Source organism: Ruegeria marisrubri (assembly GCF_001507595.1).
GTDB lineage: Bacteria > Pseudomonadota > Alphaproteobacteria > Rhodobacterales > Rhodobacteraceae > Ruegeria > Ruegeria marisrubri.
In genome coordinates this window covers 470,148-492,690 of record NZ_LQBQ01000001.1, presented here as the reverse complement: position 1 = coordinate 492,690, position 22,543 = coordinate 470,148, and the positions used below count along the sequence as shown (strand labels likewise).

The 22,543-nt window shown below is 61.6% G+C and carries 24 protein-coding genes; 14 read left to right on the top strand and 10 right to left on the bottom strand.

Annotation, left to right across the window (positions count from 1 at the left end):
- The first annotated feature begins 47 nt into the window (after positions 1 to 47).
- The 7 genes from AVO45_RS02345 to grxD all read left to right on the top strand — a co-directional run bounded on the left by AVO45_RS02345 (position 48) and on the right by grxD (position 7,997).
- Positions 48 to 956 carry a LysR family transcriptional regulator gene (locus AVO45_RS02345; RefSeq protein WP_068344099.1) on the top strand — a complete coding sequence of 303 codons (909 nt, stop codon included), beginning with the start codon at positions 48 to 50 and terminating at the stop codon, positions 954 to 956.
- 277 nt (positions 957 to 1,233) lie between these two features.
- On the top strand, positions 1,234 to 3,516 hold the full coding sequence (locus AVO45_RS02340; RefSeq protein WP_068344097.1) for a mechanosensitive ion channel family protein: 2,283 nt from the start codon (positions 1,234 to 1,236) through the stop codon (positions 3,514 to 3,516).
- A gap of 62 nt (positions 3,517 to 3,578) precedes the next feature.
- Positions 3,579 to 4,676 (top strand): BamA/TamA family outer membrane protein, encoded by a 1,098-nt coding sequence (locus AVO45_RS02335; RefSeq protein WP_240482041.1) that lies wholly within the window; start codon positions 3,579 to 3,581, stop codon positions 4,674 to 4,676.
- Between the two features lie 88 nt (positions 4,677 to 4,764).
- A complete protein-coding gene (gene purL / locus AVO45_RS02330; RefSeq protein ID WP_068344095.1) occupies positions 4,765 to 6,924 on the top strand; it encodes a phosphoribosylformylglycinamidine synthase subunit PurL in 2,160 nt (719 codons plus the stop codon).
- 144 nt (positions 6,925 to 7,068) lie between these two features.
- Positions 7,069 to 7,305 carry a BolA/IbaG family iron-sulfur metabolism protein gene (locus AVO45_RS02325; protein WP_068344093.1) on the top strand — a complete coding sequence of 79 codons (237 nt, stop codon included), beginning with the start codon at positions 7,069 to 7,071 and terminating at the stop codon, positions 7,303 to 7,305.
- 49 nt (positions 7,306 to 7,354) lie between these two features.
- Positions 7,355 to 7,597 (top strand): hypothetical protein, encoded by a 243-nt coding sequence (locus AVO45_RS02320; RefSeq protein WP_068344091.1) that lies wholly within the window; start codon positions 7,355 to 7,357, stop codon positions 7,595 to 7,597.
- A gap of 37 nt (positions 7,598 to 7,634) precedes the next feature.
- The gene (grxD, locus tag AVO45_RS02315; RefSeq protein ID WP_068344089.1) at positions 7,635 to 7,997 is read left to right on the top strand and encodes a Grx4 family monothiol glutaredoxin; all 363 of its coding nucleotides are present in this window, start codon (positions 7,635 to 7,637) and stop codon (positions 7,995 to 7,997) included.
- A gap of 6 nt (positions 7,998 to 8,003) precedes the next feature.
- On the opposite strand, the gene AVO45_RS02310 is transcribed toward grxD, so the two are convergent.
- The 3 genes from AVO45_RS02310 to AVO45_RS02300 are packed head-to-tail and all read right to left on the bottom strand — an operon-like array spanning position 8,004 to position 9,486.
- Positions 8,004 to 8,357, bottom strand: coding sequence for an MliC family protein (locus tag AVO45_RS02310; protein ID WP_068344088.1), 354 nt, complete (start codon positions 8,355 to 8,357; stop codon positions 8,004 to 8,006).
- Positions 8,357 to 8,752: a cell division protein ZapA gene (locus AVO45_RS02305; protein WP_068344086.1), complete on the bottom strand. Its 396-nt coding sequence runs from the start codon at positions 8,750 to 8,752 to the stop codon at positions 8,357 to 8,359. Before AVO45_RS02305 ends, AVO45_RS02310 begins: the two co-directional genes overlap by 1 nt.
- Positions 8,752 to 9,486 (bottom strand): coiled-coil domain-containing protein, encoded by a 735-nt coding sequence (locus AVO45_RS02300; RefSeq protein WP_068344085.1) that lies wholly within the window; start codon positions 9,484 to 9,486, stop codon positions 8,752 to 8,754. The genes AVO45_RS02305 and AVO45_RS02300 overlap by 1 nt, the downstream gene beginning before the upstream one ends.
- A gap of 238 nt (positions 9,487 to 9,724) precedes the next feature.
- On the opposite strand from AVO45_RS02300, the gene tkt reads away from it, so the two are divergent.
- Positions 9,725 to 11,749: a transketolase gene (tkt, locus tag AVO45_RS02295; RefSeq protein WP_068344084.1), complete on the top strand. Its 2,025-nt coding sequence runs from the start codon at positions 9,725 to 9,727 to the stop codon at positions 11,747 to 11,749.
- A gap of 79 nt (positions 11,750 to 11,828) precedes the next feature.
- On the opposite strand, the gene AVO45_RS02290 is transcribed toward tkt, so the two are convergent.
- Positions 11,829 to 12,800: a DUF808 domain-containing protein gene (locus AVO45_RS02290; protein WP_068344083.1), complete on the bottom strand. Its 972-nt coding sequence runs from the start codon at positions 12,798 to 12,800 to the stop codon at positions 11,829 to 11,831.
- Between the two features lie 82 nt (positions 12,801 to 12,882).
- Complete coding sequence (locus tag AVO45_RS02285) at positions 12,883 to 13,308, bottom strand: DUF2267 domain-containing protein (protein ID WP_068344081.1); 426 nt, start codon at positions 13,306 to 13,308, stop codon at positions 12,883 to 12,885.
- Between the two features lie 156 nt (positions 13,309 to 13,464).
- Here AVO45_RS02285 and AVO45_RS02280 point away from each other — a divergent pair, with 156 nt between their 5' ends.
- From AVO45_RS02280 to AVO45_RS19855, 3 genes are all read left to right on the top strand, one after another.
- Positions 13,465 to 14,016, top strand: coding sequence for an HPF/RaiA family ribosome-associated protein (locus AVO45_RS02280; protein WP_068344079.1), 552 nt, complete (start codon positions 13,465 to 13,467; stop codon positions 14,014 to 14,016).
- A 163-nt stretch (positions 14,017 to 14,179) separates the two neighbouring features.
- On the top strand, positions 14,180 to 15,181 hold the full coding sequence (gap, locus tag AVO45_RS02275; protein ID WP_068344077.1) for a type I glyceraldehyde-3-phosphate dehydrogenase: 1,002 nt from the start codon (positions 14,180 to 14,182) through the stop codon (positions 15,179 to 15,181).
- Between the two features lie 76 nt (positions 15,182 to 15,257).
- Entirely contained in the window at positions 15,258 to 15,401 is a 144-nt protein-coding gene (locus AVO45_RS19855) for a glyceraldehyde-3-phosphate dehydrogenase (protein WP_068344686.1), read from the top strand.
- 14 nt (positions 15,402 to 15,415) lie between these two features.
- Here AVO45_RS19855 and coaD read toward each other — a convergent pair whose 3' ends face one another.
- The 3 genes from coaD to AVO45_RS02255 form a co-directional block, all read right to left on the bottom strand.
- A complete protein-coding gene (gene coaD, locus AVO45_RS02265; protein ID WP_068344076.1) occupies positions 15,416 to 15,913 on the bottom strand; it encodes a pantetheine-phosphate adenylyltransferase in 498 nt (165 codons plus the stop codon).
- A gap of 102 nt (positions 15,914 to 16,015) precedes the next feature.
- A complete protein-coding gene (locus AVO45_RS02260) occupies positions 16,016 to 16,453 on the bottom strand; it encodes a CBS domain-containing protein (protein WP_068344075.1) in 438 nt (145 codons plus the stop codon).
- Positions 16,454 to 16,513: 60 nt separating this feature from the next.
- Positions 16,514 to 17,416: a LysR family transcriptional regulator gene (locus AVO45_RS02255; RefSeq protein WP_068344074.1), complete on the bottom strand. Its 903-nt coding sequence runs from the start codon at positions 17,414 to 17,416 to the stop codon at positions 16,514 to 16,516.
- Between the two features lie 104 nt (positions 17,417 to 17,520).
- On the opposite strand from AVO45_RS02255, the gene AVO45_RS02250 reads away from it, so the two are divergent.
- Positions 17,521 to 19,020: a CoA-acylating methylmalonate-semialdehyde dehydrogenase gene (locus AVO45_RS02250; protein WP_068344073.1), complete on the top strand. Its 1,500-nt coding sequence runs from the start codon at positions 17,521 to 17,523 to the stop codon at positions 19,018 to 19,020.
- Between the two features lie 195 nt (positions 19,021 to 19,215).
- Positions 19,216 to 19,818, top strand: coding sequence for a L,D-transpeptidase (locus tag AVO45_RS02245; protein ID WP_068344072.1), 603 nt, complete (start codon positions 19,216 to 19,218; stop codon positions 19,816 to 19,818).
- 54 nt (positions 19,819 to 19,872) lie between these two features.
- Here the strand turns inward: AVO45_RS02245 and AVO45_RS02240 are convergent, their stop codons facing one another.
- Positions 19,873 to 20,358, bottom strand: a complete 486-nt coding sequence (locus AVO45_RS02240; protein ID WP_068344071.1) for a fasciclin domain-containing protein — start codon at positions 20,356 to 20,358, stop codon at positions 19,873 to 19,875.
- A 78-nt stretch (positions 20,359 to 20,436) separates the two neighbouring features.
- Positions 20,437 to 21,282 (bottom strand): class I SAM-dependent methyltransferase, encoded by an 846-nt coding sequence (locus tag AVO45_RS02235; protein ID WP_068344070.1) that lies wholly within the window; start codon positions 21,280 to 21,282, stop codon positions 20,437 to 20,439.
- Between the two features lie 139 nt (positions 21,283 to 21,421).
- Between AVO45_RS02235 and AVO45_RS02230 the strand changes: the two genes are divergently transcribed.
- A complete protein-coding gene (locus AVO45_RS02230) occupies positions 21,422 to 22,537 on the top strand; it encodes a carboxylate-amine ligase (protein ID WP_068344069.1) in 1,116 nt (371 codons plus the stop codon).
- Positions 22,538 to 22,543: the final 6 nt, after the last annotated feature.

Sequence of the window (22,543 nt, the reverse complement as noted above, 5' to 3'; positions counted from 1 at the left end):
TTACCTCTTTCATATAGGGCTTCGGGTTCATAACGAAAGTTGCGGCGATGGATTGGGACAAGCTTAGAATATTTCACGCGGTTGCCGATGCGGGCAGCCTTACCCATGCGGGCGACAAGCTGAATCTGTCGCAATCGGCGGTCAGCCGGCAGATCCGCGCGCTTGAGGAATCGCTGAATGCGACCCTGTTTCACCGCCATGCGCGCGGCCTGATTCTCACCGAGCAGGGTGAGCTTCTTTTCGACGCCACAAGCGCCATGTCAAAGCGCCTGGACGCGGCAGCCGCGCGCATCCGCGACAGCGAAGAAGAAGTGTTCGGCGAACTGCGCGTCACGACCACTTTCGGCTTTGGCACCCTCTGGCTCGCCCCGCGCCTGCCCAAGCTTTACGAGAAATATCCCGAACTCAACATCGACCTGATGCTGGAAGAGCGCGTCCTCGACTTGCCGATGCGCGAGGCCGACGTGGCGATCCGCATGAAAGAGCCCAGCCAGGCCGATTTGGTCAGGAAACGCCTGATGACCGTGCAGATTCAGCTTTACGCAACGCGGGAATATCTGACGGCCAGCGGACACCCATTGGAAACGCTGGCCGATATGGAGCATCACAGACTCATCTGCCAGAACCCAACCGCGGCTCAGGTCAGCGCAGGCGCGATGCTGGTCCAGCACCTAATGACCTACAATCCGTCCTCCCTGCTGCATGTGAACAACTATTTCGGGGTGCTTCAAGGCGTGCTGAACAATCTGGGCATCGGCGTTCTGCCCGACTATGTGACCGACGACTTCCCCGACCTCGTGCGCGTCCTTCCCGATATCGAAAGCGCCGACGTGCCGGTCTACCTGGCCTACCCCGAGGAATTGCGGCACTCGCAGCGCGTCGCGGCGTTTCGAGACTTCGTGCAGGATGAGATCATCGCGCACCGCAAGCAACTGAAACAGATGGGAAAACTTTAGCTATGCACATGCAGCATAACGGGCATGAGGCATTTGCACCGTGAATTTCCTTGAACAGAGGCGATGCGCTCCCTAAATGAGCACTCGAAGGCGATGATGCTGAAACGCTCATCTTCTTCATACCTCCCTGTTGGACTTCGGCCGAGCTTAGAGCTCGGCCTTTTTTTTGCCACACCGACGACGTTTCTCACATTTCGCCTCAAAGAGGCTGGGAAATGAAATCCCCTTTTCCTATGATCCCGAAAAACAACAGATTTAATATGTCGAGGGTTCTTTGATGTTTCACCTCAACCGACTTTTGATTGCGCTGGTATCGATTCTTGTTTTGTCGTTTCCGGTTTCTGCCGCCGATTCCGTGGGGTCCGAGGCGGCTGGCGCACCCCAGGGCGTCGTCATTCCCGAAGATCTGACCCCCGAACAGGTCGATGATCTCGTGGCTCGCATGTCCGACGATCAGGTTCGCGCCCTGTTGCTTGAACGTCTGGACGCCGTGGCGGCCAAACAAACGGAAGCAGCCACAAACAAAAAGGGGCTGATTGCCTCGCTGGCCGAAGTCGGCGGCGCGATGGTCGCGTCATGGCTTGACGTGCTGCAAAAAGTTCCCTCTTTGCTGTCCAACCAGATCCAGGCCTTCGCCAATTTCGGTGCAACATTCGGGACCGAAGGATTGGCCAAGCTGTTTGGCTTCACCGCTCTGGCGCTGGCAATCGGCTTTGCCGCAGAAAAGGCCGTGGGGCTCTGGACCAGACGCTGGATCAAGGTGGTGCCAAGCGACGCCGAAAGCGATCTGCGCGGTGCGGTCACTTTTCTGGTCAAGCGCTTCTGCCGGGAAATCCTGGGCCTCGTGGTGTTCTACTATGTCCTTGTTTTCATCGGCCGGCGGTTGCTGGACGAGCAGCAAATATCCTTCGCGGCGCCATTCGTCTTTTACCTGATCTGGTTCCCGCGTCTGGGTGCGGCCATATCGCGCTTCGTGCTGGCCCCCGAGAAGTCCTCTCTGCGCCTTGTCAACGTGAACGACCACTGGGCGACCTATCTTCACCGCAACCTGATCGGGCTGTTCCTGCTGATCGGTTTCACGCTGTTCATCCTGATCTTCAACCAACAGAACGGCGTTCCGATGGCCGAGATGCGGTTGGGTTTCTGGCTGAATTCCTCGATTCACATCTACATCGCCGTAATTGCCTGGACCGCGCGCGAGGGTCTTAGCGACATGATGCGCGGATCCGACCCGGACCGCACCGAATTCGATGAGAGGGTTGCCGACTACTACCCCTATTTCGCGATCGGGGTCTCGGGCGCGATGTGGCTCATCGTCGAGTATCTCGGAGCCTCGAACAGTCCGGCGATGGCAAACGCCGCCGCCGGGGCGCATTTCACGACCATGTTCTGGCTGCTCATGGCGCCTGCCATCGATACGTTGATCCGCGGCCTCGTCCGGCACCTGCAACCGCCGATGATCGGCAGCGGGCCGATTGCCGAACGCGCCCACAAATCGACCAAGCGTAGCTACATCCGCATTGGCCGCGTTCTGGCCGGTGTTTTCGTGATCCTGATGATCGCCAATGCCTGGGATATCGACCTGCGCAATGTCGCGGGCGTGGGTACCGACACCGGAGGCCGGGTCATCCAGTTCTTCATGATCATCGCCATCGGCTACATCCTGAACGAAGTGGTATCGCTCTGGATCAATCGCCGGCTGGCCATGGAACAGACCGCCGCGGAGCAGAGTCCCGACGAGGAAGCAGGTGAAGGTGGCGGCGCAGGCGGTTCGCGTCTGGCCACCGTGCTGCCGCTGTTGCGCGTCACGGCGCAGGTCGCGATTGCCGTGATCTTCGCCCTTCTTGCGCTGGGCGCGCTAGGGCTGGACATCACGCCGCTTCTGGCCGGTGCCGGCATTCTGGGCCTTGCCATCGGTTTCGGGGCCCAGAAACTTGTCGCCGACATCGTGGGCGGGATCTTCTTCCTGATCGACGACGCCTTCCGCGTCGGCGAATACGTCGATGTGGGCGGCACCACCGGTACGGTCGAAAAGATCTCGATCCGGTCGATGCAATTGCGCCACCATCGCGGCCCGGTGCACACCATCCCCTACGGCGAGATCCAGAAGCTGACCAACTACAGCCGCGACTGGGTCATCATGAAGCTGAAGTTCACGGTCCCCTTCGACACCGACCCGAACAAGGTCAAGAAGATCTTCAAGAAGATCGGCGCCGAGATGATGGAGGATCCGGTCCACAAGGACGGCTTTCTGCAGCCGTTCAAATCGCAGGGCGTTTTCGATTTCGATGACGTCGGCATGATCATCCGGGGCAAGTTCATGGCCAAACCGGGCAAGCAGTTCACCCTGCGAAAGGAGATCTTCAACCGTGTGAAGGCCGCCTTCAAGGAAAATGGTATCGAGTTCGCCCGCCGCGAGGTCCGCGTTGCGATCCCGGGCCTGGAGGAGGTCGAGCATCTTTCAGATGAACAGAAAGCGGCCATCAGTGCGGCAGCCGGTGAAATCGCAACACAGCAGGCCGAACAACAGGCCGAGCAGCAGCAGCAGGAAAAGAAATAGGGCGGCGTACCCAATTGCCGGAGCGGTGGAACCTTACTGTGTTTGAAAATGCGACAGGACCGGTGCTTGCAGCGGTGATCACCTCTTTGGCAAGCGTTGCAGCCGCTCAGGATGCAAACGGCGTTATCGAAAAGCACGTTGAGGCCTTGGATGACTACGCCGAAGACGAAACCGTCGGATTCCGGCAAGGATCGGTCGTCGTCGCCCCGATCCCCTTTTCGAACCCGACGATCGGTTCCGGGCTCGTTCTGGGCGCGGGGTACCTGTTCCAACTGGACGAAGGGTCGGATCCTTCGGTGATAGGTGCCGGCGGGTTGCGGTCCGACAATGGCAGCACGGCCGCCGCCGGCGCATTCAAACTCAAACTGGACAACAACCGATGGATCATCGAGGCGCTCTATGGGCAGGCCGATGTTCAGTACGACCTGTTCACCGGGATCGGCGTCATTCCCATTCGGCAGGACGGCATCCTGGGAAGACTGAGCCTCTCGTACGGTGTAACGCCTGACTTCTCCTTCGGGGCGACATTCCGGTATCTCGATACGACGATCACGCCCGCCTTTGCCGGGCTGCCGCCGATTCCCCCTCCTTTCGACCAGTTTCTGAATGTCGAGGTCGCGAATGTGGGCGTGGTATCCGACTGGGATACACGGGATGACACGATCTACCCCACCAGCGGCCAAGTCCTGCATTTCGAAGCGTTCCAGGGCTACGGGCTCAGCGGGCTGGTGCGGGACTATTCCAAGTCCTACGTCAACTACACCTTTTACCTGAGCCCCTGGGCCGAAGGTGTCATCGCCAGCCGGCTATCGGTTTGCGCCGCTTCGTCCGAGACCCCGTTCTTCGATCAATGCGGCATCGGAACCGTGGATTCCTTCCGGGGGTTTTCGGCAACCCAACTTCTCGATTTTCGATCGGCTTCTCTGCAGGTCGAGCTTCGCCAACGGCTGGGCGAGCGCATCGGCCTCATCGCCTTTGCCGGCGCAGGGCAGACCGGCCAGAGTTTCAGCGATCTGGAGGCTGGCGGCACACATTCTGCTTATGGGGTCGGTGCGCGCTACAGGGTTTCCAAGAAATTTCCGCTCGACTTCTCGATCGACCTAAGCCGCAACGATCAGCAGGAAGACAACCTCTACATCTACGTCGGACAGCGGTTCTGACACGGCTGCGCGTTCTTGGCCCTTTCCCCCGGCGCGCCCTTGCCCTAAAAGGCGCGCAATATCGGCCAGCTTGGGGACAGGACAGACGATGCAAGAGCCCGCCATCACACCGGAACTGATTGCCGCGCACGGGTTGAAGCCCGAAGAATACGACATGATCCTCGAGATCATCGGCCGCGAGCCCACCTTTACCGAGCTTGGCATCTTCTCAGCCATGTGGAACGAGCATTGTTCCTACAAATCTTCCAAGAAATGGCTGCGCACCCTGCCCACCGACGGCCCGCAGGTGATCTGCGGCCCCGGCGAAAACGCCGGCGTCGTGGATATCGGCGACGGTCAGGCCGTGGTCTTCAAGATGGAAAGCCACAACCACCCCTCCTACATCGAGCCCTATCAAGGCGCGGCCACGGGTGTCGGCGGCATCTTGCGTGATGTCTTCACCATGGGCGCGCGCCCGATCGCTTCGATGAACTCGCTGTCCTTCGGTGAACCCGACCACCCCAAGACGCGCCAGCTGGTCCACGGCGTCGTCGAAGGCATCGGCGGCTATGGCAACTGCTTCGGCGTTCCTTGCGTCGGCGGCGAGGTGCGGTTCCACCCGGCCTACAACGGCAACTGCCTTGTGAACGCCTTTGCCGCAGGTCTGGCCGACAGCGACAAGATCTTCTACTCGGCCGCGTCCGGCGTCGGAATGCCCGTCGTGTACCTGGGCGCCAAGACTGGTCGCGACGGCGTTGGCGGCGCCACGATGGCCTCGGCCGAGTTCGACGACACCATCGAGGAAAAACGCCCCACGGTTCAGGTCGGCGACCCCTTCACCGAAAAACGCCTGATGGAAGCCTGCCTCGAACTGATGCAGACCGGTGCCGTGATCTCGATCCAGGACATGGGCGCGGCGGGCCTGACCTGCTCGGCCGTCGAGATGGGCGACAAGGGCAAGCTGGGCATCAAGCTCGACCTCGACCGCGTGCCCCAGCGCGAAGAAAACATGACCGCCTACGAGATGATGCTGTCCGAGTCGCAGGAACGCATGCTCATGGTGCTCAAGCCCGAGAAAGAGGCCGAGGCCCGTGCCGTGTTCGAGAAATGGGATCTGGATTTTGCCATCGTCGGCGAAACAATCGCCGAGGACCGTTTCCTGATCATGCACGGAAACGAGGTCAAGGCCGACTTGCCGTTGTCGCCGCTGTCCGGCCGCGCCCCGGAATATGACCGGCCGTGGGTTCCAACCCCGGCAGCCGAAGAGATGGCCGAAGTGCCGCAGATCGACCCGATCGACGGTCTGCGCGCGCTCATCTCCTCGCCCAACTATGCGGCCAAGCAATGGGTCTATGAACAGTACGACACCATGGTCATGGCCGATACCGCCCGAACCCCCGGGCTGGGTGCGGGCATGGTCCGCGTGCACGGCACCGACAAGGTGCTGGCCTTCACCTCGGACGTGACCCCGCGCTATGTGCGCGCCAACCCCGAGGAAGGCGGCAAGCAGGCGGTGGCCGAGGCCTATCGCAACCTGTCGGCCGTGGGCGCCAAGCCGCTGGCAACCACCGACAACCTGAATTTCGGCAACCCTGAAAAGCCCGAGATCATGGGCCAGTTCGTCGGCGCCATCAAAGGTATCGGCGCGGCCTGTTCCGCACTCGACATGCCGATCGTGTCCGGGAACGTGTCGCTCTACAACGAAACCGACGGTCAGGCGATCCTGCCCACTCCGACGATCGGTGCCGTCGGGCTGTTGCAGCACACCGACGAAATCATCGGCAGCGAGGTGCGCGAAGGCCACGTTGCTCTGGTGATCGGAGAAACCACCGGCCATCTGGGGCAGTCCGCGCTGCTGGCTGAGGTCTTCAACCGCGAGGACGGCGACGCACCCCATGTCGATCTGGAGGCCGAGAAGCGCAACGGCGACTTCATCCGCGCCAACCGCGAGATGATCAAGGCCTGCACTGACCTGAGTGATGGTGGCCTTGCGCTGGCGGCCTTCGAACTGGCCGAGGCCTCGGGCGTGGGCGTTCACGTTGACGACGCCCCCACCGAAATCCTGTTCGGAGAGGATCAGGCCCGCTATCTGGTCGCCTGCAACTTTGACCAGGCCGAGGCCCTGATGATCGCGGCCGGTCAGGCCGGCGTTCCGATCGCCTCGGTGGGTCGCTTTACCGGCGACACCGTGCGCATCGGCAACTCTGAAGCGCCGCTGGGCGAACTGGCGGAGGTTTACCGTTCCAGCTTTGCCGCAGCTGTCGCCTGACACCGGTCGGTTCAACCAGAGCCAGAAACGAGAACCCGCATCCGCCCCCGGACGCGGGTTTTCCTTTTTTCACGAGCTCCCCCACTCTTGCGCGCCCCTGCGCATCACTCTACATCTTGACCAAGACATCAGGAGAAACCCCACATGGCCATGGAAGCCCATGAAATCGAAGCACTGATCCGCGCAAGCTTTCCCGAGGCGAAAATCACGATCACCGATCTGGCGGGCGACGGAAACCACTGGGCGGCCGAAGTCATCGACGAAAGCTTTCGGGGCAAAAGCCGCATCCAGCAGCAGCGTGCCGTCAATGCCGCGGTGAAATCCGAAATCGACAGCGGCAAGCTGCACGCGCTGGCGCTGACGACAAAGGCGCCCGACTAAGGTGCCCCCGCGCCTCGGGGACAGATAAACAAGCCCGGGACCGCAAAGTATGAGCAACTGGCTGATATGGATAGCTGCCGCAATCGCCGTTCTGGTGGTTGCCTCGGCGCTCGTTGAAGCCTATTTGAAACGAAATACCAGACGACGTTTGTCGGAAATGCGCCCCGACCCGGCCGAAGTGAAACGGGTCGCGGCGGTAGAGCGGTCAGACCCCAACCCGGTCGAAGCGCCCGACGCCGACGAACCAAGTCTGGAAGATCGCAACCGCAGGCTCAGCCGCCATCGTAAATGACTGGCTGTCAGGGCAGGAAGAGACAAGGACACACAGAATGAGCGACATCAAGACCCGGATCGACGAAACCGTCAAAGCCAACGACGTGGTGCTGTACATGAAAGGCACCAAGGAAATGCCGCAGTGCGGGTTTTCGTCGCGCGTGGCAGGCGTTCTGAACTACATGGGCGTCGAATACACCGACATCAACGTTCTGGCCGATGACGAGGTCCGCCAGGGTATCAAGGACTATTCCGACTGGCCGACCATCCCGCAGCTCTACGTCAAGGGCGAGTTCGTCGGCGGCTGCGACATCATCACCGAAATGACCCTCTCGGGCGAGTTGGACAGCCTGTTCGACGAGAACGGCGTTGCCTACAACAAGGAAGCCGCCGACAAGATCCGCGAAGCGAACTCCTGACCGGGTTCACTCGCCGATACGGCATTCTTTCATGAAAATCTGCTCGCTGGCGGTGTGATCTGCCGCCAGATAGCCGATCATCGCCTCATCGCCCTTGGTCCACAGGCGGTATCCGTCCTGCTCATCCAATGCGACATAGCGAGCGCCTGATCCCATCGGCGCAATACGCATCGGGATCATCTTGCCCTCGAACATCATGACGGCATAGCTTTGCCCTTCGTCCTGGTTGATGAAGGTCACAGGGACCTGCACCCCCCGCTCACAGACATAAGTCACCGTGTGCAAACTGGTCTCAGCCGCGCCCGCGGTCGCCAGAGCGGCCACCGCCACGCCGGAAAACAGACAACGCAGACGACTCATCAGGATTTACTCTTTTCCTCGATTGCCGCCGCCAGAGATTCGGCCCGGGCGGCCAGTTCTGCCAGCGTGTCAGTGACCATGGGCGGGACAACGGCAACCTCTACCCTTTCCGGTTGCGGAGGCGGGGCATTTCGAAGCTGCTCGATCTCGGCTTCGCGCTCGGCCAGTTGCGTTTCGAGGGCTCTGATCCTTTCCTCGGTTGCAGCCGACTTGTCGGCAAGCATCAGCCCCGCCATCAGCAACATGCGCGACTCGGGCATTCGACCGATCTGGTCGGACAAGACCTGTGCCTCGTCATCCAGCAGCTTGGCGGCCGCATAGAGATAGGACTCTTCGCCTTCCTGACAGGCGACCTGGAATCCGCGACCGCCGATCTGAATGGTTACTTCGGGCATTACTCCACCTCTCCTTCCGCCAGATTGGCCTGGGCCAGCAATGGCTCAAGCCTTGCCAAAACCGCGTGAGCTTCGGCCGCATCGGTTGCACGCGCCGCACGCAACGCTTCGAGTTCCGCCTCGGCGGCGCGGTTCAGCAGTTCAGGATTGGTCACGCCAGCCTCTGCCGATGCACGCAATTCGGCGATCGTGTCTCGGAGTTGCTCGTTGGCCTTCTGCAATTGACGCAATTCGTGTTCCAGCCGCGACATCGCCGACCCATGGCTGGCGCGTTCGGCCCGCAGCATCTCAAGCTCCGCGCTCAACTCGGCCACTCGCTCACTGTCGGACAATTCGGTCTTCAGCGAAGCGATCTCTTCCTTCAAGCGCGTGGTTTCGTCACTGTTTTCCAGTTTCGCCCGCGCCTCTGCCAACTGGGCCCTGAGCTCCTCCACTTCGGAATTGTCCTCGACCTGAAGCCGCAGCTCTTCGATCTCGGCCTTCAAGGCGCGGACCTCATCCTGGTTTCCAGCCTCGGCCCGCAGCGCATCGATCTCGGCCGCGTGACGGTCCTTGAGAGCCTTCAGCCGCTCCTCGAGCTGCGCATTGGCAAGCTTTTCCTCTTCCAAGGCCTCCCTCAGCGCCTGGTCGTCACCAACAGCAGCGGCCGCCTGACGGCTCAGAACTTCGACGCCCGAACTGATCCGCTCCATCGCTGAAACAATGCGGTTATGTAATTCCTCGATCTGGCTCATGCCCGTGTCGCCTTTGTTGCCAAGGTTCGTTTTCTCGCCGGGGCTTTCCCGAATCGGAACCGGCCTTGAATAGCCCTAGTCTAACGAAATGGTGCGGAAAATACCCCCCATTTGCTTTCAAACACTTGCGTAACACTCCTGAAGCGGGCAATCGCCGTTCCGCCGTGTTCCGCTTGCACTTTGAGGGCTGGATGCTATTGAGCGCGCAATTCGCCCGTAACCCAAAGGAACAAGTCCCGTGGACCTGACTGCGCTGCGCAATGCGAACCCCGAACACTTGGCCAAGGCTTCGGCCATCCGCTCGCTGACCCTGGATGCGGTGGCCGCCGCCAATTCCGGCCATTCCGGCATGCCCATGGGCATGGCCGATGTCGCGACCGTGCTGTTTGAAAAGCACCTGAAATTCGACGCCGCCAACCCCAGCTGGCCGGACCGCGACCGCTTCATCCTCTCGGCTGGGCACGGTTCGATGCTGCTGTATTCGCTGCTCTATCTGACCGGGAACCCCGAGATCACGCTGGACGAGATCAAGAACTTCCGCCAGCTGGGCGCCAAGACGGCAGGTCACCCTGAAAACTTCCTGGCCCAAGGCATCGAGACCACCACCGGCCCGCTGGGTCAGGGCATCTCGAATGCCGTCGGCTTTGCCATCGCCGAGGAAATCCAGCGCGCCCACTATGGCAAGAAGGTCGTCGATCACTACACCTATGTGATTGCCGGAGACGGCTGCTTGATGGAAGGGGTCAGCCAAGAGGCCATCGGCCTGGCCGGCCGTCATGAGCTGTCCAAGCTGATCGTCCTGTGGGACAACAACAACATCACCATCGATGGCACCGTAGACCTGTCGGACCGCACTGACCAGGTTCGCCGTTTCGCCGCCTCGGGCTGGCATGTGATCGAAATCGACGGTCACGACCCCAAGGCCATCGACGCGGCCCTCACTCAGGCCAAGGCTTCGAAAAAGCCCACTATGATCGCCTGCAAGACGCATATCGCCCTGGGCCACGCCGCGCAGGACACCTCGAAGGGTCACGGCGCGCTGACCGATGCCGAACAGCTGAAGGCCGCGAAAGAAGCCTATGGTTGCCCGCTGGGCGCCTTCGAAGTCCCGGCCGACGTCAAGGTCGCCTGGGAAGCCATCGGCGCCCGCGGCGCGGCCGAGCGCGAGGCATGGGAAGCGCGTTTCGCCTCCCTGTCGGAACGCAAGCAGGCCGAGTTCAAGCGCGCCTATGCATTCGAGACGCCCAAGAAACTGGCCAGCGTCGTCCGCGCGCTGAAAAAGCAGGTTTCCGAGGACCAGCCCAAACTGGCCACCCGCGCCGCCTCGGAAAAGGTTCTGAGCGTGGTGAACCCGGTGATGTCCGAGACCGTCGGCGGGTCGGCCGACTTGACCGGTTCGAACAACACCAAAACAGCGGATCTGGGTGTCTTTGACCCCGAAAACCGCAAGGGCCGCTACATCTACTACGGCATCCGAGAACACGGCATGGCCGCCGCCATGAACGGCATGGCGCTGCACGGAGGCATCCGCCCCTATGGCGGCACCTTCATGGCCTTCACCGACTATGCCCGCCCCGCTATGCGCCTAGCCGCGCTGATGAAGATCCCCAGCGTGTTCGTCATGACCCATGACTCGATCGGGCTGGGCGAAGACGGCCCCACCCACCAGCCGGTCGAACATCTGGCGATCAGCCGGGCGACCCCGAACACCTATGTGTTCCGACCAGCCGACGCGGTGGAAACCGCCGAATCGTGGGAAATGGCCTTGACCTTCAAGACCAGCCCATCGGTGCTGTCGCTGACCCGCCAGGGCCTGCCGACCGTGCGCACCCAGCACAAGACTAGGAACCTGACTGCACAGGGCGCCTATGTGCTGGCCGAGGCGGAAGGCAAGCGCCAGGCGATCCTGATTGCCACCGGTTCCGAGGTTTCGATCGCGCTCGAGGCCAAGGCGATGCTCGAGGCCGAAGGCATCGGCACCCGCGTGGTCTCGATGCCCTGCATGGAACTGTTCGCCGAACAGGACGAGGCCTATCGCAAGCGCGTCCTGCCGGCAGGTCCGGTCCGCGTCGGCATCGAAGCTGCGGTTCGCGCGGGCGGCTGGGATCGCTGGCTGCTGGGCGAGCGCGGACGCGAGGCCAAGGCCGGCTTCATCGGCATGTCCAGCTTTGGCGCCTCGGCCCCAGCCGGTGAGCTTTACAAGCATTTCGGCATCACTGCCGAGGCCACCGTGGCAAAGGTCAAGGAACTGCTGGGCCTTTGAGCCAACTCTCGCGACAAGACAAAACAAGGGCGGCAATGGCCGCCCTTTTTTCTTCTCCGGTCCCGCCGGAGTCTTTCTCTCAGTGACCGCCTTTTTCTCCGGACATGGCGGCCACCGCCGGTGCTATTATCTTGCTGGCGACCGGAATCAGGGCAAAGCCCAGCAACAGCCCGAAAACGCCATCCATCGTCGCCTTGGCCAGCCATTCCGTCACGCCGGCCCATTGCTCGGGAACCGCGTGGCCGATTGCATAGGCCCAGTCGTGGATGTGATGCCCCAGCCAGCCAAAGCCCAACTCTTCCATGCCGTGAATCACGATTGACCCACCAACCCACAGCATCGCGGCAGTGCCCACGATGGTCAGCAGCTTCATGAAACCGGGCATCGCGCGCACCAGCGCCCGCCCCAACGAACGGGTCAGCGCGAAATTGCCGCTCTGGGCGACGAACAGACCGAAATCGTCGGCCTTCACGATGAGTGCCACCGCGCCATAAACGGCAATCGTGATGCCAATCCCCACCATGGCCAGGGTTGCGGCCTCCATCCAGATGTTGCCGGGCGGAATCGCCGCCAGCGCGATCGTCATGATCTCGGCAGACAGGATGAAGTCGGTCTTGATGGCCCCGGCCGCCTTCTGCTCTTCCAGATGCGCGGGATCGCCCGGCTCGTCCTCCTTGAAGACGTGATGCTGCTCATGGGGCGCCAGCACGTGATAGATCTTCTCTGCCCCCTCAAAGCACAGATAGCCCCCGCCCAGCATCAGCAACGGGGAAATGAGCCATGGGGCAAAGCTGGACAGCAGCAGCGCCGCGGGCAAAAGAAAGATCAACTTGTTCCGAAACGATCCCTTGGCGATTTTCCAGATGACCGGCAACTCGCGGCTGGCCTCGAACCCGTGCACATATTTCGGGGTCACTGCTGCATCGTCGATCACGGCACCGGCCGCCTTTGCGCCTGCCTTGGTGGCATTGGCGGCAACATCGTCGACCGACGCAGCCGCAACCTTTGCTATTCCGGCCACATCGTCGAGCAGGGCAAGTAGACCACTCATGAAAAGTTACTCCTGTTCGCTCGGACATACCGTATCGACCGGTCGGCGCGACGCAACCAGAAACCATGACGGTCAAATCGTTTCAGCCGAACAGCTTGCGCACATCCGTCGTGAAGGCGCTCTCGACATCCTGCATTTCGCCACCGGAGACATGCTCGCGCAGGACCTTCAGAACCGCCGCCACGGCCTGTGGCGCATCGCCCAGCGGATCAGGATCGAAATAGCGTTGAAGCTGCGCGATGAACTCGTCCGCTTTCCGTATCTTGACCGGTGTCTTCGACGGATTCCAACCCTCATAGTAGATTCCACGAATGAGCACCGGCAACTGCGCTCCGAACTGCGCGGCCTCGTCGACGCTCAGATGGTCCCGCAACACATGCAATACGCCGCGCAGCAGACGGTAGGCGCGTTGCTTGTGATCCCAACCGATCGCGTCATTCACGGCATTCACCCAGATATTCGTCTGATGCGCCGCTTCGTCGATGACTTTCAATCCCAAGGCGCTCATCTTTCTCACTCCTCGCTTGTGGAGTGTTGAATGATATCACAGCGCACCGGACACGCCCTTGATCTGCCGCATGTATCCCTTGGGTTGATCGAGGTCATGGTCATATGCAGCCGGATATCGGAGAAAATGGACAAGCCTGTATCATGGGAGGCGGCAATGCAGAACGAACCACAAATCACGTTTCACGGGCTGGACTCTTCGCCGGCACTGACAACGCTGGTGAAGGAGAAGATCGCCAAGCTTGAACAGTTCTACGGCCGGGCGACCTCTTGTTTGGTCCGGATCGAAAAAGACACCCGCAAGGGCCAGCAGGGGCACTTGTTTCGTGTTTCGATCACCTTGGAACTGCCGATCGGAACCGTCGTGGTAAGCGGCAAGCCTGGCGACATCGATGCCCACGAGGATGTCCGCGTGGCCTTGCGCGACAGTTTCGATGCGGCCCGCGGCCAGCTGGAGGATCTGGCCCGCAAATCCGGTCGCGTCCACGTCAAACGCCACCCTGAGCGCGTACATGGCGAGATCGTGCGCTTGTTCCCGGATGAGGGCTATGGGTTTATCCGACTGTCCAATGACGAAGAGGCGTTCTTTCACCGCGACAGCGTCACCGGAGCCGGTTGGGACACCCTTGATCTGGGATCATCTGTCACCTTCACTCTGATGGACGGCGACAAGGGCTATTACGCGGCGAATGTCACGGTCCGGTCCTGAGCGGGCTCGAAGCACGGCGCCGGAACCGCGCATGCCCTGTTGGTTTTGCGCTAACTGCGGATGTTTTCGCTAACACCTTGCAGATGTGCCGCTTTCCGCCCTTTTGAAAGCCCGCGCCCCCGGTTATACGGCCCCGAAGCTTCACATCATTCGGAGTCGCAAAATGACCATCAAGGTTGGCATCAACGGTTTTGGCCGCATCGGCCGCTGCACCCTGTCCCACATCGCTGCTTCGGGCCGCGACGATATTGAGGTGATCAAGGTCAACGCCACCGGCCCGCTGGAAACCGCCGCCCACCTGATCAAGTATGACAGCGTTCATGGCCGTTTCCCGGGCGACGTGACCATCGGTGACGGCACCATGAACCTGGGTCGCGGCGACATGCAGATGTTCTCGACCTACGACCTGAATGAGCTGGGCTGGGACGGCTGCGACGTGGTGCTGGAATGCACCGGCAAGTTCAACGACGGCACCAAGGCCAATGTGCACCTCGAGCGCGGCGCCAAGAAGGTGCTGCTGTCGGCCCCCGGCAAGAACGTGGACAAGACCATCGTCTTCGGCGTGAACGATGACCAGCTCGATGCCAGCGACAAGATGATCTCGAACGGCTCCTGCACCACCAACTGCCTAGCGCCGCTGGCCAAGGTGCTGGACGAGGGCGTGGGCATCGAGCACGGCATCATGACCACGATCCACGCCTATACCGGCGACCAACCGACGCTGGACCGCCGTCACAAGGATCTCTACCGTGCCCGCGCCGCGGCCATGTCGATGATCCCGACCAGCACCGGCGCCGCCAAGGCCCTGGGCGAGGTTCTGCCGCGCCTCAAGGGGCGTCTGGACGGCTCGGCGATCCGCGTGCCGACCCCGAATGTCTCGGCCGTCGACCTGACCTTCCGCGCCAGCCGTGACGTCACCGCCGAAGAGATCAACGCCATCGTCAAGGAAGCCGCCGAGGGCCCGATGAAGCGCGTTCTGGGTTACGAGCCCGCGCCGCTGGTTTCCACCGACTTCAACCACACCGACGAAAGCTCGATCTTTGCCCCCGATCAGACCCGCGTGGTCGAGGACCGGATGGTCCGCGTGCTGGCGTGGTATGACAACGAATGGGGGTTCTCAGTGCGCATGGCCGACGTAGCCGTGGCAATGGGCAAGCTGGGCTGATCGCCGCTTAACCTCTTGTTATGCAATGCCCGCTCAGATTATCTGGGCGGGCGTTTTTTGTTGCAGCGGGACCGACATGACCAACCGGATCGCCATATGGCTGGGGGTGCTCATTCTGGGCGCGATCCTGCTCGACTACGCGCTCTTCGGCACCGAGCATCTGCTGTTTCTGGGCAAGAAACTCTACGAATTCCTCGATTGGCTGGCCTTCTGGCGCTAAGGGCGACGAGCGGCTCAGCAGCGCCCCAAGCGCTCTTTCAAGGCCGCATCGACCATCGGAGTGACGAATTTCGACACGTCGCCACCCAAGCGGGCGATCTCCTTCACCAGCTTGCTGGCAATGGCCTGACGGCGGGCATCGGCCATAAGAAAAACAGTCTCGACCGAGTCGTCGAGCGCCCGGTTCATGCCGACCATCTGGAATTCATACTCGAAATCGGCCACCGCGCGCAGCCCTCGGATGATGATCTGCGCGCCAACGTCATGCGCGCAGTCGATCAGCAGGTTTTCAAAGGGATGGGCCACGATCTCGGTACCTGTCTCGGCAGTCAGATGCGCGCATTCCGCCTCGATCATGGCCACGCGCTCTTCCAGCGAGAACATCGGCCCCTTGTCCCGGTTGATCGCGACACCGATCACCAGCTTGTCCACCAATGCAGCGGCCCGACGGATGATGTCGATATGCCCCAAGGTGATCGGATCGAAGGTGCCGGGATATAATGCAACCCGCATGACGCTCTCCTGCGTAAGATTATTTCTGCGGAAGCAAACACAACTTCGCTGCGGGTGCAAGAGGCCGCGTGATGTTACGCGCCCCCCTTTCGCAGTTCAGACTCAGTGCCCCATGATCATCCCTTGCAAAGCGTCCTTTTCCATCGCCAGTTCGGCAAGCTGCGCCTTGACCAAGTCCCCGATCGAGATCAGGCCGATCATCTTTCCTTCCTCCAGCACCGGAACATGGCGAAAGCGGCCTTCGGTCATTTTCTGGAGGATGTCCTGCACCTTGTCGTTCCTGCCGCAGGTGACGACATTCTTGGTCATGTAGGTGCCCGCCGTCCCGAACAGACAACCGCTGCCACTGACCGCAAGCTCTCGGACGATGTCGCGTTCGGACAGAATGCCCAAAGCCGTTGCCCCGTCGTCGTCCGAAATGACCACGGTCCCGATCCGCTTTTCAGCCAGGATCTTGGCCACATCGGAAATCGTCGTGGAGGAAGGAACCGAAACGACGCCCTCGGTCGCCTTGGTCTTCAAAATGGCCTGAACCAGCATGTGCAACACCTCCGAAATAAAGTCACGTTTTCCAAAGCGTTGCCGCATTGCCTTATCCTGTCAAGACGCAGCTGCCGCTTCCAGTCTGGCAATCTCCTCGCGAATCCCCCGCGTCAGGGCTTCGGCAAAACGATTCAGGCGCTCGTTTCGCTGGTCTCCCTGATGCCGCACCAAGTGGAAACTGCGCGTCAGACTGACCTGATCCGTCAGTATTTTCCGCAGTTCCGGGTGGAACGGCAAGGTGAAGTCATGGGCAACGCAGACACCTGTTCCCAAGGTTACCTGCCGCAGCTGAACGGACACCGAGTTTGATGCAAGAGCGACACGCTCGATCCCCAAATCGTTCAGGTAGTCCAGTTCGCGGTCAAAAATCATGTCGGGGATGTAGCCGATCATCCTGTGTCCCTTCAGACCGGCAACGGTTTTGATCGGTGGGTGACTTTCCAGGTAGTTGCGCGTGGCGACCATGTGCAGCTTGTAATCACTGATCTTCTGCACCAGCAGTTGCCCGGCCGTCGGGGCGCTGACCGTCACCGCCATATCCGCCTCGCGCCGCGACAGGTTGATGATCCGGGGCAAGGCCAGAATCTGGATATCGAGATCGGGGTTGGCGTCGCAGATCCTGGCGCAGACCTGCGGCAGCAGATAGTTTGCGCAGCCGTCAGGCGCGCCGATACGGATCTGGCCGCTGAGCGTCCCCGCCAGCCCCGCCATCGCGCCGGATGCGGCCCGCACCGCCTCTTCGGCTTTCTGCGCGTGCGCCATCAACCGCTCGCCAGCCTCCGTCAGAACATATCCCTGCGGCGACTTGGCAAACAGTGGCGCGTCCAGCGCCTGCTCCAGCCGCGCCACCCGCCGCCCCACGGTCGCCGGGTCCAGCTTCAGCAGCCGCCCCGCCGCCGACAGGCTTTCCTCGCGCGCCACGGCCAGGAAGATCTTCATGTCGTCCCAGTTCGGTTCCATCACCCTTCCTCTGCATTTTTGCAAAGCTACTTTGGAACATTGCCTCTGTTCAGGGGATTTCTGCAAGCCTATGGTGCGCCCAAATTCATTCGGAGGAGTCTGAGATGCAGGAACTGACCCACTACATCAACGGCGAGCACGTTGCCGGAACGTCCGGCCGCTTCGGCGATGTCTACAACCCCGCGACCGGCGAAGTTCAGGCCAAGTGCCCGCTGGCCACGACCGAAGAGGTCAACAAGGCGGTGGAAATCGCAGCCGCCGCGCAACCCGCCTGGGCCGCCGTCAACCCGCAGCGCCGCGCGCGTGTGCTGATGAAGTTCGTGGACCTGCTGAACCGCGACATGGACAAGCTGGCCGAGGCGCTGAGCCGCGAACACGGCAAGACCTTCCCCGATGCCAAGGGCGACGTGCAGCGTGGCCTCGAAGTGGTCGAATACTGCATCGGCGCGCCGCAGATGCTGAAAGGCGAGTTCACCGACAGCGCCGGCCCCGGCATCGACATCTACTCGATGCGCCAGCCGCTGGGCGTCACCGCCGGGATCACCCCGTTCAACTTCCCGGCCATGATCCCGATGTGGATGTTCGCGCCCGCCATCGCCTGCGGCAACGCCTTCATCCTCAAGCCGTCCGAGCGTGACCCGTCCGTTCCGCTGATGCTGGCCGAACTGCTGGAAGAGGCCGGTCTGCCCAAAGGCATCCTGCAGGTGGTGAACGGCGACAAGGAAGCCGTGGATGCGATCCTGCACAACCCGGTGATCCAGTCGATCGGCTTCGTCGGCTCGACCCCGATCGCGGAATACATCTATGCGACCGGCTGCGCCAACGGCAAGCGCGTGCAGTGCTTTGGCGGCGCCAAGAACCACATGATCGTCATGCCCGACGCAGACATGGATCAGGCTGCCGACGCGCTGGTGGGTGCCGGCTACGGTGCTGCGGGCGAACGCTGCATGGCCATCTCGGTTGCCGTGCCGGTGGGCGAGGAAACCGCCGACCGCCTGATCGAAAAGCTGGTGCCGCGCATCGAAAAGCTGAAGGTCGGCCCCTACACCGCAGGCGACGACGTGGATTACGGCCCGGTCGTGACAGCCGCCGCCAAGGAAAACATCCTGCGCCTGGTTCAGTCGGGTGTCGATCAGGGCGCGAAACTCGTGGTCGATGGCCGCGACTTCAGCCTGCAGGGCTATGAAAACGGCTTTTTCGTGGGCCCGCACCTGTTTGACCATGTGACCACCGACATGGACATCTACAAGAAAGAGATCTTTGGCCCGGTCCTGTCCACCGTCCGCGCCAAGACCTACGAAGAGGCGCTGTCCTACGCGATGGATCACGAATACGGCAACGGCACCGCGATCTTCACCCGCGACGGTGATACCGCCCGTGACTTTGCCAACCGGGTGAACATCGGCATGGTCGGCATCAACGTCCCGATCCCGGTGCCGCTGGCCTATCACACCTTCGGCGGATGGAAGAAATCGGCCTTCGGCGACCTGAACCAGCACGGACCGGACGCGTTCAAGTTCTACACGCGCACCAAGACCGTCACCGCACGCTGGCCCTCGGGCCTGAAAGAAGGCGGCGAGTTCCACTTCAAGCCGATGGACTGATTTCCGGTTCTGTCCGCCAAACAACCGAAGCCCCGGCCCTCGCGCCGGGGTTTCTTCTTTGGGCAAGGACATGCCGACATGCGGCGGCGCTTTGCGACTCACGAAATTTTCAATTCCGACGTCTGGAAAATCTCGAGTTCAACGCCTAGTTTCGCCGCCAAAACCAACAGCTATCGAGCAGTTTCGGAGGCTTCATTGTCCCAGACCAGATTGACCCGCCGCAGCGCCCTTCTTGGCATTGCAGGCACGCTGGCCGCGCCTGCCATCGTCCGTGCGCAATCGCTCACTCCGATCCCCACGAACGAACCGCCGATCGAAACCCAGGTGCCGGTTCGCCGCAACATCTCGTCATTTTCAAAGCAGAACTGGCAGGACCATTTCGATGAGCTTGGCGTCGGATGCCTGCTGGCCGACATCACCAGCCGCGCCGTGCATTACTGGGGAGGCGACGGCATGACCTATCGCCTCTACCCCTCGTCCGTTCCCATGTCCGAGGAGCTGACCAAGCGCGGCTATACCAAGATTGTCCGCAAGGCGGAAAACCCCAGCTGGACGCCGACCTCCTCGATGCGGGAACGCGACCCGTCCCTGCCCGAGCGCGTCGAAGGAGGCGATCCCGGCAACCCGCTGGGCACGCGCGCAATGTATTTCGACTGGCCGGCCTACCTGGTCCACGGAACGCATGACACCCGCAAGATCGGGCGGCAGAGCTCTTCGGGCTGCATCGGGCTGTACAATCACCACGTCGAAGAGTTGTACGAACTGGTCAAGATCGGAACGCAGGTGCGGCTGGTCTGAACGAAAAGCCCCGGCCCTTTCGGACCGGGGCGTGCGTGCCGAAAGACGGAAGGATCAATTCGGCAGCAGCACCTTGTCCACGACGTGAATCACGCCGTTGCTTGCCATGATGTCGGCCGAGATCACCTCGGCGCCATCGACCTTGACGCCGTTGCGTGCGTTGACGCTCAGCCGGTCGCCCTGAACGGTCAGCACCTGGGCCTTCTTGCCGGCAATTTCACCAGACGTAATCTTGGCCGGGACGACATGGTAGGTCAGGATCGCAACCAGTTGATCCTTGTTCTCGGGCTTGAGCAGGGTTTCCACCGTGCCTTCGGGCAAAGCCGCGAACGCCTCATCGGTGGGGGCGAACACGGTGAAAGGCCCATCGCCCTTCAGCGTATCCACCAGCCCGGCGGCCTGAACGGCGGCGACCAGCGTGGTGAAGGACCCTGCCGAAACCGCGGTGTCCACGATATCCTGACCGGCACTCGCCTTGAGCGGCATTGCACCAACCATTGCCACGGCCGCGGCGACTCCCATGAATGTACGACGAAACATTGCAGCTTTCTCCTCTCCTGCATGTGATGGAAAGGATTACGGCGGCGCCTCGGAAGTGGATCACAATTTTTTTCGGCTCTACTTTTTGCGCACCCAAAGGCTTTGCGCCCGCCCGTCTTTCAGGAACGGCAAAGCCTCGACGGCGCCGGGCCGCGCCTGCTGCAGGTAATAGCCGGGCCAGAGCATCTCGTAGCCCCCCGACTGCAGCATCGCATGGAGCACGTATTGCTCGCCCCAGCCGGGGCAGTCGTAGAAAAAGCGTTTGGGATATTCGTAGGGCAGGAACACGTCATGCACATGGATCACGACGCCCGGCTTCAGCGCGGGAATGATCCGGCAGAACAGATGCGCCACGTCATTGCTCATGCGCACGACGTGGCTCGAGTCGATGAACAGCACATCACCGGCCTCGAGCTCTGCGAAAATCTCCGGCTCCACCTGCTCGAGCCTTTTCTGCTCGAAATGGTCGACGACATGCGCGATGTCTGCGCGCGGGTAAGGGTCGATCGCCGTGATCCTCGTCGCCAGCCCGCCGTCGATCACCGCCTGCCGCGTGACCCGGGTCGAGTTGCCGCATCCGACCTCGATCACCCGCTTGGGCCGGTAGCGGCGGATCATCAGGTAGAGCGCATCCGCATCCGGGCTGTCGTAATACCCGTTGCCGGGCCGATAACCGGTCTGGTTCTTCGCCGGGTCCTTCAGCGCCGCCAATGCCTCGGCATGAGTCCGGTATTCCTCTGCCAATCCCGATATGTCGAACCCTTCCATCCCGGGCGACAGCGCATAAGCCGGGCCGGCCAACCCGCCGGCCCTTTCGAACGCTTCCAGCCGTGCCTGCTCGTCCTCTTCGATGGCCCGGTCGACCACCTTGACCCCGAAGCGACCCAGAAATGCGTTGGCTCGGGGGAATTTTCTGGGTTTCATGGGGTGCGTTCCTGCTGCGTCTTTGCCTCTGCACCTCCTTAGCCGCCCAGGTCGCACCTGCGCAAGAACCCGCGCGAACCCCTTGGCAAAACGCATCAATCCGTATTCACTGATCCCAAAAGCCGGAGGGAGGAACGGAATGCAGCAGGACTTCACGCTTGGGATCGAGGAGGAATACCTGCTGGTCGACAAGGACAGCCTGCAACTGGCCGTCGCCCCCGAAGCCTTGATGAAGGCCTGTCAGAGCGATTTCGAAGGCCAGGTCAGCCCGGAATTCCTGCAATGCCAGATCGAGGTGGGAACCCACCCCTACGCCACGATCGCCGGGGCGCGCGAGGATCTGAAGCGCCTGCGCTCTGGCGTCTCGAAACGCGCCGCCGAACACAACCTGGCCCCGATCGCCGTCTCCTGCCACCCTTTCGCCAGCTGGAAAGACCAGCACCACACCCGCAAAGAACGCTATGACGCCCTGCATCATGCCCTTGGCGGCGTGGCCCGGCGGATGCTGATCTGCGGGATGCATGTCCATGTGGGGGTCGAAGACCCCTCCCTGCGCACCGACCTGATGCCGCAGCTTTGCTATTTCCTGCCGCACCTGCTGGCGCTGTCCACCTCCTCGCCGTTCTGGGAGGGCGACGACACGAACCTGTCCTCCTACCGCCTGACCATTTTCGACAATCTGCCGCGCACCGGCCTACCCCCGGTCTTTGGCAGTTGGTCGGAATACGAACGCACGACCCACGTGCTGGTCGAACTGGGCATCATCGAGGACACCACGAAAATCTGGTGGGACCTGCGCCCCTCGCACCGGTTCCCGACGCTGGAAACCCGGATCATGGATGTTCAGCCGCGACTGGAGCACACGCTGTCACTGGCCGCTATGGTTCAGGCGCTGGTGCGCATGCTCTGCCGCCTCAAGGCGCGCAACCTGCGCTGGCGGCAGTATGACCGCTTCCTCATCGCCGAGAACCGCTGGCGGGCGCAGCGTTATGGCGTGGGCGAAGGGCTGATCGACTTCGGAACGCGGTCGATCAAGCCGATGACCGAGTTGATGGACGAACTGATGGGCATTCTGGCCGAGGACGCCGAGGCCCTGGGCACCCTCACCGAAATCGCACGCCTGCGCCAGATCGCCGAAACCGGAACCTCTGCCACGCGCCAACGGCGGGTCCACGCCGAGGCCGAGGCCAAGGGCGAGGACCCCGGACAGGCGGTGGTGCGCCACCTGATCGAGGAATTCCACGCCGATTTGTGAAGCGGC

Coding starts and splice junctions, on each gene's coding strand:
- AVO45_RS02345 (WP_068344099.1), top strand. CDS start 48: ATGGATTGGGACAAGCTTAGAATATTTCACGCGGTTGCCGATGCGGGC.
- AVO45_RS02340 (WP_068344097.1), top strand. CDS start 1,234: ATGTTTCACCTCAACCGACTTTTGATTGCGCTGGTATCGATTCTTGTT.
- purL (WP_068344095.1), top strand. CDS start 4,765: ATGCAAGAGCCCGCCATCACACCGGAACTGATTGCCGCGCACGGGTTG.
- AVO45_RS02325 (WP_068344093.1), top strand. CDS start 7,069: ATGGCCATGGAAGCCCATGAAATCGAAGCACTGATCCGCGCAAGCTTT.
- AVO45_RS02320 (WP_068344091.1), top strand. CDS start 7,355: ATGAGCAACTGGCTGATATGGATAGCTGCCGCAATCGCCGTTCTGGTG.
- grxD (WP_068344089.1), top strand. CDS start 7,635: ATGAGCGACATCAAGACCCGGATCGACGAAACCGTCAAAGCCAACGAC.
- AVO45_RS02310 (WP_068344088.1), bottom strand. CDS start 8,357: ATGAGTCGTCTGCGTTGTCTGTTTTCCGGCGTGGCGGTGGCCGCTCTG.
- AVO45_RS02305 (WP_068344086.1), bottom strand. CDS start 8,752: ATGCCCGAAGTAACCATTCAGATCGGCGGTCGCGGATTCCAGGTCGCC.
- AVO45_RS02300 (WP_068344085.1), bottom strand. CDS start 9,486: ATGAGCCAGATCGAGGAATTACATAACCGCATTGTTTCAGCGATGGAG.
- AVO45_RS02290 (WP_068344083.1), bottom strand. CDS start 12,800: ATGAGTGGTCTACTTGCCCTGCTCGACGATGTGGCCGGAATAGCAAAG.
- AVO45_RS02285 (WP_068344081.1), bottom strand. CDS start 13,308: ATGAGCGCCTTGGGATTGAAAGTCATCGACGAAGCGGCGCATCAGACG.
- AVO45_RS02280 (WP_068344079.1), top strand. CDS start 13,465: ATGCAGAACGAACCACAAATCACGTTTCACGGGCTGGACTCTTCGCCG.
- gap (WP_068344077.1), top strand. CDS start 14,180: ATGACCATCAAGGTTGGCATCAACGGTTTTGGCCGCATCGGCCGCTGC.
- AVO45_RS19855 (WP_068344686.1), top strand. CDS start 15,258: ATGACCAACCGGATCGCCATATGGCTGGGGGTGCTCATTCTGGGCGCG.
- coaD (WP_068344076.1), bottom strand. CDS start 15,913: ATGCGGGTTGCATTATATCCCGGCACCTTCGATCCGATCACCTTGGGG.
- AVO45_RS02260 (WP_068344075.1), bottom strand. CDS start 16,453: ATGCTGGTTCAGGCCATTTTGAAGACCAAGGCGACCGAGGGCGTCGTT.
- AVO45_RS02255 (WP_068344074.1), bottom strand. CDS start 17,416: ATGGAACCGAACTGGGACGACATGAAGATCTTCCTGGCCGTGGCGCGC.
- AVO45_RS02250 (WP_068344073.1), top strand. CDS start 17,521: ATGCAGGAACTGACCCACTACATCAACGGCGAGCACGTTGCCGGAACG.
- AVO45_RS02240 (WP_068344071.1), bottom strand. CDS start 20,358: ATGTTTCGTCGTACATTCATGGGAGTCGCCGCGGCCGTGGCAATGGTT.
- AVO45_RS02235 (WP_068344070.1), bottom strand. CDS start 21,282: ATGAAACCCAGAAAATTCCCCCGAGCCAACGCATTTCTGGGTCGCTTC.
- AVO45_RS02230 (WP_068344069.1), top strand. CDS start 21,422: ATGCAGCAGGACTTCACGCTTGGGATCGAGGAGGAATACCTGCTGGTC.